At 71.0% G+C, this 13,261-nt stretch carries 12 protein-coding genes; 6 read left to right on the top strand and 6 right to left on the bottom strand.

Going from position 1 to position 13,261, the window contains the following annotated elements; all coding sequences use genetic code 11:
- Positions 1-787: 787 nt before the first annotated feature.
- Both OHA34_RS24465 and OHA34_RS24460 read right to left on the bottom strand, forming a co-directional pair.
- Complete coding sequence (locus tag OHA34_RS24465) at positions 788-1,408, bottom strand: pentapeptide repeat-containing protein (protein ID WP_285939354.1); 621 nt, start codon at positions 1,406-1,408, stop codon at positions 788-790.
- A gap of 49 nt (positions 1,409-1,457) precedes the next feature.
- Positions 1,458-2,255, bottom strand: coding sequence for an oxidoreductase (locus OHA34_RS24460; RefSeq protein WP_329519017.1), 798 nt, complete (start codon positions 2,253-2,255; stop codon positions 1,458-1,460).
- Between the two features lie 588 nt (positions 2,256-2,843).
- Here OHA34_RS24460 and acs point away from each other — a divergent pair.
- From acs to OHA34_RS24435, 5 genes are all read left to right on the top strand, one after another.
- Entirely contained in the window at positions 2,844-4,811 is a 1,968-nt protein-coding gene (gene acs, locus OHA34_RS24455) for an acetate--CoA ligase (RefSeq protein ID WP_285939357.1), read from the top strand.
- Between the two features lie 319 nt (positions 4,812-5,130).
- On the top strand, positions 5,131-6,363 hold the full coding sequence (gene nhaA / locus OHA34_RS24450) for a Na+/H+ antiporter NhaA (protein ID WP_329519016.1): 1,233 nt from the start codon (positions 5,131-5,133) through the stop codon (positions 6,361-6,363).
- Between the two features lie 162 nt (positions 6,364-6,525).
- Positions 6,526-6,957 (top strand): phage holin family protein, encoded by a 432-nt coding sequence (locus OHA34_RS24445; RefSeq protein WP_285939359.1) that lies wholly within the window; start codon positions 6,526-6,528, stop codon positions 6,955-6,957.
- A gap of 5 nt (positions 6,958-6,962) precedes the next feature.
- Positions 6,963-7,886 carry an alpha/beta fold hydrolase gene (locus OHA34_RS24440; protein WP_285939360.1) on the top strand — a complete coding sequence of 308 codons (924 nt, stop codon included), beginning with the start codon at positions 6,963-6,965 and terminating at the stop codon, positions 7,884-7,886.
- A gap of 215 nt (positions 7,887-8,101) precedes the next feature.
- Positions 8,102-8,473 (top strand): DUF309 domain-containing protein, encoded by a 372-nt coding sequence (locus tag OHA34_RS24435; RefSeq protein ID WP_329519015.1) that lies wholly within the window; start codon positions 8,102-8,104, stop codon positions 8,471-8,473.
- Between the two features lie 17 nt (positions 8,474-8,490).
- On the opposite strand, the gene OHA34_RS24430 is transcribed toward OHA34_RS24435, so the two are convergent.
- The 3 genes from OHA34_RS24430 to nth form a co-directional block, all read right to left on the bottom strand.
- A complete protein-coding gene (locus OHA34_RS24430) occupies positions 8,491-9,687 on the bottom strand; it encodes a MarP family serine protease (RefSeq protein ID WP_285939362.1) in 1,197 nt (398 codons plus the stop codon).
- A 226-nt stretch (positions 9,688-9,913) separates the two neighbouring features.
- Positions 9,914-10,510, bottom strand: coding sequence for an NUDIX hydrolase (locus OHA34_RS24425; RefSeq protein WP_285940080.1), 597 nt, complete (start codon positions 10,508-10,510; stop codon positions 9,914-9,916).
- Between the two features lie 175 nt (positions 10,511-10,685).
- Complete coding sequence (gene nth, locus OHA34_RS24420) at positions 10,686-11,432, bottom strand: endonuclease III (protein ID WP_285939363.1); 747 nt, start codon at positions 11,430-11,432, stop codon at positions 10,686-10,688.
- A gap of 112 nt (positions 11,433-11,544) precedes the next feature.
- Between nth and OHA34_RS24415 the strand changes: the two genes are divergently transcribed.
- Complete coding sequence (locus OHA34_RS24415) at positions 11,545-12,231, top strand: Crp/Fnr family transcriptional regulator (protein WP_067450375.1); 687 nt, start codon at positions 11,545-11,547, stop codon at positions 12,229-12,231.
- Positions 12,232-12,325: 94 nt separating this feature from the next.
- On the opposite strand, the gene OHA34_RS24410 is transcribed toward OHA34_RS24415, so the two are convergent.
- Positions 12,326-13,261: an MBL fold metallo-hydrolase gene (locus OHA34_RS24410; protein ID WP_329519014.1), complete on the bottom strand. Its 936-nt coding sequence runs from the start codon at positions 13,259-13,261 to the stop codon at positions 12,326-12,328.

Raw genomic sequence — 13,261 nt, 5'->3', positions numbered from 1 at the left:
AGGGCGGCATCGCGTCCGCGGCTTACCTTCATGAGGTGTCCATTTTATGAACAGGGGCTTGTCATCTGGGCATACGAGGCGTAGACAGGATCTACGGACCAAGTGTCCGAGCACGGCAGCCGAGCACCCACGCGCGACCAGCCGCGGGAGGCGCGTCGAGACGGGCTTGACCCGATCCGACGAATACGAGGTGCACGCTTGGTAACCCGGTGTGACGTGACTGGCGGCGGCGCCCCATAGCGAAGGGGCGCCGTTCGCTGTGGCGGGAACATTTCGCGATCGGATGTCCCATCATCGCCCTGCTCCGAAGAGCGGCTCCGCGCAGAGCGGCACGCCCCCTGCATGCCGGCGAAACCATGCGGGTGATGGACATCGCGTCTCCAGCTGATGACATCGTCACTACTGCACCGCTCTAGACAGTGACCCTCGGGTGACAACGGACGCACCACGCACGAACCCGGCAAATTTGCGGACGAATAACCATCTTTCGGGCAATTCACCCCCACTGTCGCCAATCGCGAGAGACCCCGAACAGGGCGGAGTTCTCACCGCGGCGATCCACCACCGCCGCGGACCGCGCGGATCGCCTGTGGCGCGGCACTCTGTAATGGCCAGTGATACACACACTCACGTCTATTGTCGGCGTGTCTGCGGCAAATCGGTATAAGTGAGGCTGACGGGTATGGGCTGATGGCCGTTCGCTTGTGAGTCCAAGCGCGAAGTTCAGCGGCAGCCGGGCCCGCGCCCAGCGCGGGTGGCGCTCCATCTCCGCTGTGGGGCGGGAGGGCTACTCGGAGCGCACGTCGAGGCCCAGGGACGTGGCGACCACGACGGCCTGATAGGGGTCGATCACGGCGTTCTTCAACTCGACGCTGTGCGGGTCGATGGAGGAGATCTCACTGCCGCGCAGGTCGCAGCCGGTGAAGTCGGCCTTCTGCGTCCAGGCGCCGGAGAGGTCGACCTTACGGAGGGTGCCACCCGCACACCGTGCGCCTGTGAAGTCTGCCTCGCGCATGCGCACGTCGGTGAAGGACGCGCGCCGCAGGTCGGCTCCCGGCAGGCCGGTGAACGACCAGTCGCCACCGCTGACCTTCATCAGGTCGTACGAGCAGTTGTCGAACATGCTGCCCACGAACTTGCATCCGGTGAACGTGGCGTCGAAGAAACGGCACCGGACGAACGTGCAGTTGAGGAACGCGCCATCGGTGTGGGTGGACGCGTTGAACCGGGCCCCGCGGAAGGTGCACTCCGTGAACACCGCGCCGACACCGTGGGCCTCGGTCATGTCGATGTCGGTGAACAGAACCCGGACGTGGTTCTCACCGGACAGGTCGCGGGAGTCCCAGTCCTCTGCGACGACGGTGCTGTCAGTAGCGGGCGCGGGTACGCCGTGCTTGCGGTCAGCCACGGACGACCCAGAACGGGCGCGTGTGTCGAGGTTCGTTCCGCAGTATGCGTCAGCCCCTAAGGAGGGCTTCGCAGATCGCCAGGGAGTCCCGGGCGGCTGCGGCGGTAGCGGCGGAACAGTGCCGGAGCCAGGTGGCGACCCCCTCAGGAGTACCTGACGCGTAAGCGCGGAGCGAGGTCGCGTAGTCATCGGCGAGTTCGGCGTGCCCGACCTCGGGGGCGGTCAGCGACTTGGGGTCGAGACCGCGCGAGACGAGGGTGAGGCGCTGCGCCGCGCGCGCGACGATGCCGTCCCCCCAGCCGAAGGGCTGGAGCGTCAGCAGCTCGCCGTGCACGATCGCCGCCACCACCAGTGCGGGGGCCTTGGTCGGCCGGGTGAGCAGTCCGCTGAGCGCGTCCAGGCGTCCCGCGACCTCGGACGGTGATGGGGTGGTGCCGACCTTGAGCACGTCCGTCACGGGCTGGTCACCGGTGCGCGGGCGCCCCAGGTCGGCGCTGTCCACGGCGTCCGCGGCGGCCAGCACGTGGAGCCGTGCCAGGGCCTGCCGGGGGGCCTGGCGCCAGGTTTCGGAAAGCGTTCCGAGTTCGGCGGAGACCCGCAGCGCACCCTGCACGATCGGATCGCCAGGGTTCTCCGTGGTCCGCAGTTCGTCCAAGGTGACCGACGCGCCCTCCAGGGCGGCGGAGGCGCGGGCCCCGCGCAACGCGGACTCCGTAGAGACTTCGGCGCTGCGCCGGCGCAGGATGCGATGGCCGAGCAACCGGTCCACCGCTGCGCGTGCCTCAGCGACAGCGTCGGCCACGCCAGGCAGGTTCGCTACATCGGCAAAGGCATCGGCTTCGGTCACGGCCCGACTTTATGCTGTCGCCCCCAGCGTTCGCGCATCACCCCGCCCCCACGCGAGTCGCCGCCTCTATGCGATGCGTTGCCGCCGTAGGCCGCTCAGGCCGCTCAGGCCGCCAGGCAGGCCCCTCTTTGCCTGTGCGCACCGACTAGTGCAGGATGCGCGGTCACTACCGTCCCGCGCTGTACAGCATCTGTGCGCTGTACAGAGTCTGTGCGGGCCGTACGAGGTCCCGCCCAAGGTTTGTCCCGCGCGAGTGCGGGCTGAGCAGGTGCGGACCACTGGACGGGTGCCGTCCGTGGGGTGTGCGAGATGCGTCTCCCCGCGAGCGGAGCGGACAGGTCGGACGACACTACCTCTGCTGGTCAAAGGCCTATTGCGGCGTGACACCGGACGCAGTGGCGAAGCACTGATTCCCTGCTATCCAGACTGGGCAGGCAGTGCTCTGTGGGGCATCACTAACATCCACCCGGAATAACTAGCGCCAGGTGACCCCCATGCCCGGCTCCCTGGGACGGCTTGTGAAGCAATGCCGTCCCTGGTGGAGTGGGCGAACGGGCGACCCACGCTTTAGCTAGCAAGGAGTACGCGTTGAGCCAGAGCCAAGAGACACTGTCGAACCTGCTTCAGGAGACGCGGCGCTTCCCCCCGCCGGCGGAGCTCGCCGAGTCGGCGAACGTGACCGCCGAAGCTTACGACGAGGCTGCCGCAGACCGACTGGGCTTCTGGGCCCGGCAGGCCGACCGACTGAGCTGGTCGAAGCGCTGGGACGAGGTCCTGGACTGGAGCAATCCGCCGTTCGCCAAGTGGTTCAAGGGCGGCGAGCTGAACGTCGCGTACAACTGCGTGGACCGGCACGTGGAGGCGGGGCGGGGCGCCAAGGTCGCCTTCCACTGGGAGGGCGAACCGGGGGACAGCCGGACCATCACCTACGCCGACCTCCAGCGTGAGGTGAACAAGGCCGCCAACGCCCTGCTGGAGCTGGGCGTCCGCAAGGGCGACCGGGTGGCGGTCTACCTGCCGATGATCCCGGAGCTGCCGATCTCGATGCTGGCGTGCGCGCGGATCGGCGCCACGCACTCGGTGGTGTTCGGCGGGTTCTCCGCCGACGCGCTGCGGACGCGCATCGACGACGCGCAGGCCAAGGTCGTCATCACCGCCGACGGCGGGTACCGGCGCGGCAAGCCGTCGGCGCTCAAGCCGACCGTGGACGAGGCGGTGGAGTCCACCCCGAGCGTCGAGCACGTGCTGGTGGTGCGCCGCACCGGCGCGGAGGTCGCCGAGAACGATCGCGACGTGTGGTGGCAGGACGTCGTCGAGCGGCAGAGTGAGGAGCACGCCGCCGAGCCGCACGACGCCGAGCACCCCTTGTTCATCCTCTACACCTCGGGGACGACCGGTAACCCCAAGGGCATCCTGCACACCACCGGCGGATACCTGACGCAGATCGCCTATACCCATCACGCGGTGTTCGACCTCAAGCCGGAGACCGACGTCTACTGGTGCTCGGCGGACATCGGCTGGGTGACCGGGCACTCGTACATCGTGTACGGCCCGCTCGCGAACGGCGCGACCAGCGTCCTGTACGAGGGGACGCCGGACACCCCGCACAAGGGCCGCTGGTGGGAGGTCATCCAGAAGTACAAGGTGTCGATCTTCTACACCGCGCCGACCGCGATCCGCACCTGCATGAAGTGGGGCGACGACATCCCGGCGGAGTACGACCTGTCGTCGCTGCGCGTGCTCGGCAGCGTGGGCGAGCCGATCAACCCCGAGGCCTATGTCTGGTACCGCGAGCACATCGGCGCCGGCAAGACCCCGGTGGTCGACACGTGGTGGCAGACCGAGACCGGCGGCATCATGATCAGCCCGCTGCCGGGCGTGACGGCCGGCAAGCCGGGCGCGGCGATGCGGCCGCTGCCGGGGATCGTCGCGGACGTGGTGGACGACCAGGGGCAGCCGGTGCCGAACGGCGGCGGCGGGTTCCTGGTGGTCAAGGAGCCGTGGCCGGCGATGCTGCGCACCATCTGGGGCGACGACGAGCGGTACGTCAAGACGTACTGGTCGCGGTTCGAGGGCCTCTACTTCGCCGGCGACGGCGCCAAGAAGGACGAGGACGGCGACCTCTGGCTGCTCGGCCGGGTCGACGACGTGATGCTGGTGTCGGGCCACAACATCTCCACCACCGAGGTGGAGTCGGCGCTGGTCTCGCACCCGAAGGTCGCCGAGGCGGCCGTGGTCGGCGCGACCGACCCGGTGACCGGGCAGGCGATCGTCTCGTTCGTCATCCCGCTCAGCAGCGCCGGCGCGGAGGTGGAGGGCGAGGACTTCCTCAAGGAGCTGCGCGACCACGTGGCCAGGACGCTGGGGCCGATCGCCAAGCCCCGCCAGATCATGATCGTTCCGGAGCTGCCCAAGACCCGCTCCGGCAAGATCATGCGGCGGCTGCTCCGGGACGTGGCCGAGAACCGCAGCGTCGGCGACGTCACGACGCTGGCCGACAGCACGGTGATGGACCTGATCTCCGAGAAGCAGTCCGACGTCAAGTCCGACGACTGACCGAGACGATGTAGGCGCGCGCCGGCCCGTGACCCGTACGGCCGGCGGACCCCGTCCTCCCCTGACGGCCCGTACCGGGCTGGGAGCCTCACGCTCCCGTCCGGCACGGGCCGTCGCCGTCCCCGACGGCGTGCGCGCCACCGTCGGAGTGTCCAGGCTGGTCAGGCCGGTGGCCTGGGGTGCATAGGTGACGATCATCCGGGTAGTCTCGTCACCAGGTGTGCCGGGAAGTCTGGTCGGCGGGGGCATGACCCATCCCGGTTTACGGCGGGGACGGGACGTGTCCCTCCAGCTCGCACGCCTGCTTCCCGGGGGACCCATGCCGCGTCGTGTCGCCGCCATCTGGCCGTTCCGTCCCACCGTCCGCTACAGCCGCAACGTCACCGAGGCGCTCCGCGCGGAGACCGTCGGCGGGATGGTCATGCTCGCGGCCACCGTCGCGGCGCTCGTCTGGGCCAACACCCCGTGGGCGTCCACGTACTTCGGCCTCCAGCATCACGAGTTCAGCCCCACGTGGCTCGGCCTCGGCCACATGGACGTGCAGCACTGGGCGTCCGGTGGGCTGCTGGCGGTGTTCTTCTTCATGGCGGGGCTCGAACTGCGCGAGGAGCTCACCCACGGCGAGCTGCGCAATCCCCGGGACGCGGCGCTACCGGTGATCGCGGCGGGCGCGGGCGTGGTGGTGCCCGCGCTGATCTTCCTCGCGGTGAGCGCGGGGGCACCGGGCGCGGGGCACGGATGGGCGGTGCCGACCGCCACCGACATCGCGTTCGCGCTCGCGGTGCTCGCGGTGACGTTCACCTCGTGCCCGGCGCCGCTGCGCGCGTTCCTGCTGACCCTGGCCGTGGTCGACGACCTGATCGCGATCACGATCATCGCGTTGTTCTACACCGAGAGGCTGAGCTGGGGCCCGCTGCTGGCCGGCGCCGCGCTGATCGCGGTGTACGGGGCGTTGCAGTCCCGGGGCGTCCGGTCCCCCTGGCTGTACGTCCCGCTGGCCGTCCTGGCCTGGTACTTCGTGCAGAGGAGCGGCATCCACGCGACCGTCGCCGGGGTGGCCCTCGGCATGCTGACCAGCCCGCGGGTGAGCGGGGACGACCGTCCGACCAACGCCGAGCGGGCCGACCACGTGCTGCGGCCGTTCTCCGCCGGGTTCTGCGTGCCGGTCTTCGCGTTCCTGTCGGCCGGGGTGGGGCTGAGCGGGTCGCAGCTCGGAGCGGTGTTCGGCGACCGGGTGGCGCTGGGGGTGATCACCGGACTGGTGATCGGTAAGTTCATCGGCGTCTTCGGCGGGGCCTGGACCGCGGTCCGGCTCGGCCTGGCCACGCTCGGCGACGAGCTGTACTGGCGGGAGATCGCCGGAGTGGCGATGCTCGCCGGGGTCGGTTTCACCGTTTCTCTGCTGATCGGCGGTTTGGCCTATCCCGATCCCGCACAATTCGAGAGAGTGACGACAGCGGTCCTGATCGCGAGCGTGCTCGCCTCGGTGGCCGCCACCATCGTCTTCAGGCGGCGGGTGCGCCGGCGCGCGCTCTTGGACGGCGCCGGGTGACCGTCACCGTGGCCGACCCCCGCCGGTCCTCCCGGGCCGGTGGCGGACGGCGGCCCGGCGGCCCGGGGGCGTCGAGGACGACGCCGGGTGGCCGGGCGGTCCGCCCGGCTGCCAGGCTGGGGCGAGCCCTGGAGGCCGGGGCCCTGGAAGGAGAACTGCGATATGTCCGAGGCATTGCCGGGCGAGCGGACCGAGGACAAGACCCTCGGCGAACTGGTCGCGCTGGCGTCGAGCAACGTGTCGAGCCTGGTCAGGGCGGAGATGGACCTGGCCAAGCTGGAGCTCAAGGACGACGCCAAGAAGGCGGCGCTGGGCTCGGTGATGTTCGCGATCGCGGGGCTGATCGCCGGGCTGATCGTCATCCTGCTGTCGATCGCCGCCGCCTACGGGCTGGTCGCGGCGGGGATCTGGCACTGGGCCGCGTTCCTGATCGTCGCGGGCGTGTACCTGCTGCTGGCGCTGGCGCTGATCGCGATCGGCTACTGGCGGATCAAGAAGATCGACGGGGCCAAGCGGACCCGTTCCACCCTCAAGGCCGACCTGACGATGCTGCGCCACCGCGGCGACTCGGACAAGCCCGCCCTGACGGACTGACCCGCATGGCCGGGCACGACGCGTCGGTGGTCGAGGTCGAGGGCCCGTGGACCCACCGCGCGATCAGCGCGGGCGGCACCCGGTTCCATGTCGCCGAGGCCGGGGAGGGGCCGCTGGTCCTGCTGCTGCACGGCTTCCCGGAGTTCTGGTGGTCCTGGCACAACCAGCTGGTGTCCCTGGCCGCCGCGGGGTTCCGCGCTGCCGCGGTCGACCTGCGCGGGTACGGCGGCAGCGACAAGCCGCCGCGCGGCTACGACCTGGTGACGCTCGCCGGGGACGCCGCCGGACTGGTCCGCGCGCTCGGCGAGGCCAACGCCATCGTCGTCGGGCACGACTGGGGCGGCCTGCTGGGCTGGACGATGGCGGTCTACCACCCCAAGGTCGTCCAGCGGCTCGCCGTGGTCGGCGTCCCGCATCCGCTGCGGCTGCGGCAGGCGATGCGCGGCGACCTGCGCGGCCAGGCGTGGGCGGCCCGGCACACCTTCGGCTTCCAGATGCCGATGTGGCCCGAGCGCCGGCTGCTCCGCGACGACGCCGCCCTGGTCGGCCGGCTGCTGCACGAGTGGTCCGGGCCCGGATGGCCGGACGAACGCACCGAACACCTCGTCCGGCAGGCCGTGCAGATCCCGGGCGCCGCGCACTCCGCCCTGGAGTACCACCGGTGGCTGATCCGTTCCCAGCCGCGCCCGGACGGCATCCGCTACGCGCACCGCATGCGCGCCCCCATCCACGCGCCCACGCTGCAACTGCACGGCGCTCTGGACCCCTGCATCCTCCCCGGCAGCGCCCAGGGCTCCGGCCGGTACGTCGCCGCGCCCTACCGCTGGAAGCTCATCGAAGGAGCCGGCCACTTCCCACATGAGGAACGCCCCCGCGCGTTCGACTCACAGCTCATCGGCTGGCTCGCCGACCCCGAACCCGAACACTGACCCTTGCCCCGCCCCATCTTCCCTCCCCTTTCCCGCCCCTTCCCTCGTCCGCGCGCACGAGTCGGAGGTCACGACACGGGCGAACGGACGCTCCGCCGGAGTGCGCGTACGGTGGGGACATGCGTGATCGCGACGAGGCAGGACGGCCGCGTAACGCACGGCCCAGAGACGCCTACGGGAGACCCCTCCCGCACGGCGCGCCAGGTGTGCCGACCATGCCGGACGACCTGACCCCAGCCCCCGCGGACGGTCTAGCAGAGGCGCAGCGCCTGCTGGACGCGGACCGTCCGTTCCACGCGCACGAGGTACTCGAGGCCGTCTGGAAGGACGCGCCGGATCCCGAACGGGAGTTGTGGCGCGGCCTGGCGCAGGTCGCCGTCGGCATCACCCATCTGCGCCGCGGAAACCGGCGTGGCGCGCGCGCCCTGCTCGAACGGTCGGCCGACCGCCTTGAACCGTACGCCGCCGCCCCGCCGCACGGCATCGACGTCATTGGGATCATCCGCGACACCCGCGTCCTGGCAGCAGAGGCCGACAGCACGCCCCCGGACCGCCTCATAGAACTCCGCCTAACCGCACGCCCCTGACCGCACGCCTAGAAGACTCAGTCGGAGCATCGCTGGGTCTCGACAGGGGCGGTGGCGGTCAGTCCCGCGCGCGCGTCCGGCGCGACCTCTTGGGCGGTGAGGGCATAGCCCGTGGCCGCGGTGTCCAGCGCCGCGGCGAAGATCACACCGTAGACCCTGCCGTCGGACGCGAGCAGCGGGCCGCCGGAGTTGCCGGGCTCGACCGTGCCGCGGATGGCGTAGATCTCACGGGTGACCTGGCCCGAGTGGTAGATGTCGGGGCCCTTGGCGGTCTGCCGGGCGCGGATCCGGGCGGCGCCCGCGGTGAACGGGTGGTTCTTGGGGAACCCGGCGATGATCGCGTCGTCCCGGACCCGGGCGGGCCCGGCGAACTTGAGCGGCGCGGCGCGCAGCCCCGGCACGTGCAGGATGGCGATGTCGCGCTTGGGGTCGTACAGCACGACCCGGCCCCGGTCGGTGGCACCGCTCAGCGACTCGATCTGGGACGTGCCGGTGGCGCCCGCCACGACGTGCGCGTTGGTCATGACGCGCTCGGGCGCGAACACGAACCCGGTCCCCTCGATCTTGCGCTGGCACTGCGGGGCCGTGCTGACCACCTTGACGATGCTGCGTCTGGCCGCGCGGAGCGCCTCGGTGTTGAGGATCCGGTCGTCGGGCGGCGGCACCTGGGTCACCGACTCACCGCCGAGACCGTTGAAGACCTGCGGGAACTCGCTGCTGGAGACGAAGCTCTTGAACGAGGCGAACCAGGTCTGCGCCTGGCCCGGCATTACGTCGTTGACGCCGTTGATGATCGAGGAGCTGCTGACCTGGGTGCGCACCGGTTTGAACTCCGAGTGCGCGACCAGGGTGCCGAAGAACCAGGCGACGATCAGCAGCGACAGCGCGCTCACCACGGCCCCGCCCGCCGCGTCCACCGCCCGCGCGCTGTTGCCGGTGACGTGGTTGCGCAGCACGGCGCCGACCGACGAGGCGATGAGCTGCCCGAGCGTGGCGGCGAGGAAGGCGATCACGATCGCCAGCAGCGCCTGCTGCGCGGCACCGTTGACCGCGGCCTCGGCGATGTGCGGAGCGATGATCACGCCCAGCACGCCGCCGCCGACGAAGCCCACGAAGCTCAGCAGGCTCACGATGAAGCCCTGCCGGTAGCCCGAGACGCCGAACAGCACGATGAGCCCGAGGAGGATCAGGTCGAGATAGTGGTCGGCCAACACCGCTTCACCGTATAGCCCGGAGGGCGCTGTTCACGTCCCCTCGCCGGACCAGATTGGGCGCCGCACGATCGCCGTGTGGGGCGATGCGGACCCGCCACCGTACGTGTCCGGGCATGAGATCATCCGCCGACCACGCCGTACGGGCCGCCGCACCACGCGGACACGGACGCGAACGGGAACGCGGGCGCCGATGCGAAACGCAGACGCGGGGCTCGGACCGGGAGGCTCAGCCGCGGGCGGCGGGTTTCACGGCTTCGGGCGGGAGGCTCTCGACGCGCTCGGTGTCCCAAGGCCGGTTCCAGCCGCCCGCGTCCAGCACCTGGGCGAGCAGACCGGCGGTGAATCCCCACACGAGCATCCCGCGGACCCGAAACGCGGGGCCGAAGCGCACGCCGGACGGGTGCCGGACGGTCAGCCGGTTGGCCGGATCGACCAGTTCGGCGATCGGCACGCGGGCCACGGTCGCGACCTCGCCCGGATGGCCCGGGGCGATGTCGGACGGCTCGCGCCACCAGCCGGCGACCGGGGTGACGCGGTGCTCGCTGTGGGACAGGTACAGCTCCGGGAGCGTGGCCAGGACCTCGACGCCGGACGGTTCGACACCCGCCTCCTCGGACGCCTCGCGCAGCGCGGCGGCCACGGGTCCGGTGTCGCCGGGGTCGATGCGTCCGCCCGGGAACGCGGGCTGGCCCGCATGGTTGCTGAGCGTCGCCGCCCGTTCGGTCAGCAGGACGTCGGGGCCGTTCGCGCCCTCGCCGAAGAGGATCAGCACCGCCGCCGCACGTCCCCCCGACGTCGGCCGCAGCATGGGCGGGACCTGCATCCGCGGCGCCTCGGCGCGGAATCGGTCGAGCCACGAAGGGCAGGACGTTGAAGTGTCGGTCACGCTTCTCCCAACCCTTCGCATGCCCGGAACCTTCCCCGGCGCCTTCCCCGGACCCCCGCCCGAGCCGCCCCCGGAGTCGTTCCCGGACGGTTCCGGGCCTGCTCGGGCCCGTTCAGGAGAACGGCCCTTCCTTCACCAGCGCGCGGGCGGTCGCCTCGTCGGTCGGGCCCTCCCCGAACGCCGGGCACAGCCGGGCGAGCGCGCAGGCGCCGCAGGCGGGGCGGCGGGCATGGCAGACGCGGCGGCCGTGCCAGATCAGCCGATGCGACAGCATCGTCCAGTCCTTGCGCGGGATCAGCTCGGCGACCTGCTTCTCGACCTTGACCGGGTCGGTGTCGACCGTCCAGCCGAAGCGGCGCACCAGCCGCCCGAAATGGGTGTCGACGGTGATCCCGGGCACATCGAAGGCGTTCCCGAGCACCACGTTGGCGGTCTTGCGGCCCACCCCGGGCAGGGTGACCAGGTCCTTCAGCCGAGGCGGCACGGCACCGCCGTGATGCTCGCTCAGCTCGTGTCCCAGCTTCATGATGCTGTTGGCCTTGTTGCGGAAGAAGCCGGTCGACTGGATCAGCTTCTCGAGTTCTTCCCGGTCGGCGGCGGCGTAGTCCTCGGCCGTCCGATAACGGGCGAAGAGAGCCGGTGTGACGGCATTCACCCGACGGTCCGTACACTGGGCGGACAGGATCGTGGCGACCAGCAGTTCGAGTGGATTCGTGAAGTCCAGCTCGCAGTGGGCGTCGGGGTAGAGCGCGGCGAGCTCGCGATCGATCCGCCGGGCCCGGCGGACGAGGGCGAGCCGCGTCTCGACCCGGGGCTTGCGGGGCGCCGCCGCGGGGGCGGGACTACCGTTGCGAGGCACGAGGGCAAGGGTACGTGCTCGGTCCCCCGTTTCGGCGCGCCGTGACCCTACCTTCACGTACGCGGTGGGACGTACGTCACACTATGCATGTAGGTGTTCGAGGAGGAGAAGCGTGACCGACCGCGACGTGGATGTTCTGAGCAGAGCCCCGCTGTTCGAGGCACTCGACGAGCAGGGCGCCAAGGCGCTGCGCGCCAACGTGACCGAGGTGCGGCTCGCCCGCGGTCAGACGCTCTTCAACGAGGGGGAGACGGGCGACCGGCTGTACGTCGTCCTCGAAGGCAAGATCAAGCTGACCCGGACCGCGCCGGACGGCAGGGAGAACCTGCTGAGCGTGCTCGGCCCGAGCGAGATGTTCGGCGAGCTGTCGCTGTTCGACCCGCGGCCCCGCACCGCCAGCGCGATCGCGGTGACCGAGTGCCGGCTCGCCGGCCTCGGCCACGACGACCTGCGGCCCTGGCTGACCGGGCATCCGGAGGTCGCGGTGCAGCTGCTGCGCGCGCTGGCCCAGCGGCTGCGCAAGACCAACGACGTGATGGCCGACCTGGTCTTCACCGACGTGCCCGGACGGGTCGCCAAGGCCCTGCTCGACCTGGCCGAACGGTTCGGCCAGCCGTCCGAGGCCGGGCTGCACGTCCACCACGACCTCACCCAGGAGGAGCTGGCGCAGCTCGTCGGCGCCTCCCGGGAGACGGTCAACAAGGCCCTGGCCGACTTCGCGCAGCGCAACTGGCTGCGGATCGAGGCGCGGGCCGTGGTCATCCTGGACATCGACCGGCTCCGCAAGCGCTCCAAGTGACGACCGGCCGCACGGTCACGCTCCACCTACCGTGACCGCGCGGCGGGCCGCCGCCGAGGGGCAGTAGCGTCCGTACATCAGCGGCGTCCGCACATCAGCGGCGTTCGTTGAGGTAGTCCAGCTGTGACTGCACGGACCACTCGGCGGCCGGCCACAGGGTCTTGTCGACGTCGGCGTAGACGCTCTCGACCACCTGGCGGGCCGTGCGGGCGCCCGCGGCCACGGCGGCCTCCACCTGGGCCAGGCGCTCGCGGCGGTGGTCGATGTAGTGGTCGAGCGCGGCGAGCGGATCGTCCAGCTTGGGGCCGTGGCCCGGCAGGATCGTGGCCGCGCCGACCTCCGCCGAGAAGGTCCGCAGCCGGTCCAGGGAGCTCATGTAGTCGCCGAGCCTGCCCTCCAGCACGGTGGTGCCGTATCCGAGGACGGTGTCGCCGGTGAGCACCGCGCCGTCGGCCGGGAGCCAGAAGGTCAGCGAGTCGTCGGAGTGCCCCGGGGTCTCCATGACCCGCAGTTCGAGGCCCCCGGTGGTGATCACGTCGCCCTCGGCGAGGCCCTCGTCGCCGAGGCGGTACCGGGGGTCCAGCGCGCGCACCCGCACCGGGCCGCCGGCCAGCTCGGCGAACCGCTCCGCGCCCGCCGAATGGTCGGGGTGGCCGTGCGTGAGCAGGACGAGCCCGACCCTCCGGCCCTGGGCCGCGACGAGGTCCGCGACCCGCTTGAGGTGCTTGCCGTCCTTGGGTCCCGGGTCGACGACCACGGCCTCGTCCGAGCCCGGCTCGGCGATGATCCAGGTGTTGGTGCCGTCCAGCGTCATCATGGACGGGTTGGGCGCCAGCACACAGGTCGCCCTTTCCGTCCCCATCCCGTCGATCTCGCTCATTTCACCCATCCTGCCCGAGGCCCGATCGGGGTGCCGGACCGGGTTCCAGCCGAGGCGGTCCAGATGCCGCAGCGCGGACGTTCCCGCCAGCCGACGCACCAGGACCCGGGACAGCGGGTCCGCGTGCCGGGCCAGGCGGCGCAAGGGCAT

Origin of the sequence: Spirillospora sp. NBC_01491 (assembly GCF_036227065.1) — a bacterium.
GTDB lineage: Bacteria > Actinomycetota > Actinomycetes > Streptosporangiales > Streptosporangiaceae > Spirillospora > Spirillospora xylanilytica.
The sequence above is the reverse complement of the archived record's forward strand: the minus strand, read 5'-3'. Positions and strand labels throughout refer to the sequence as shown.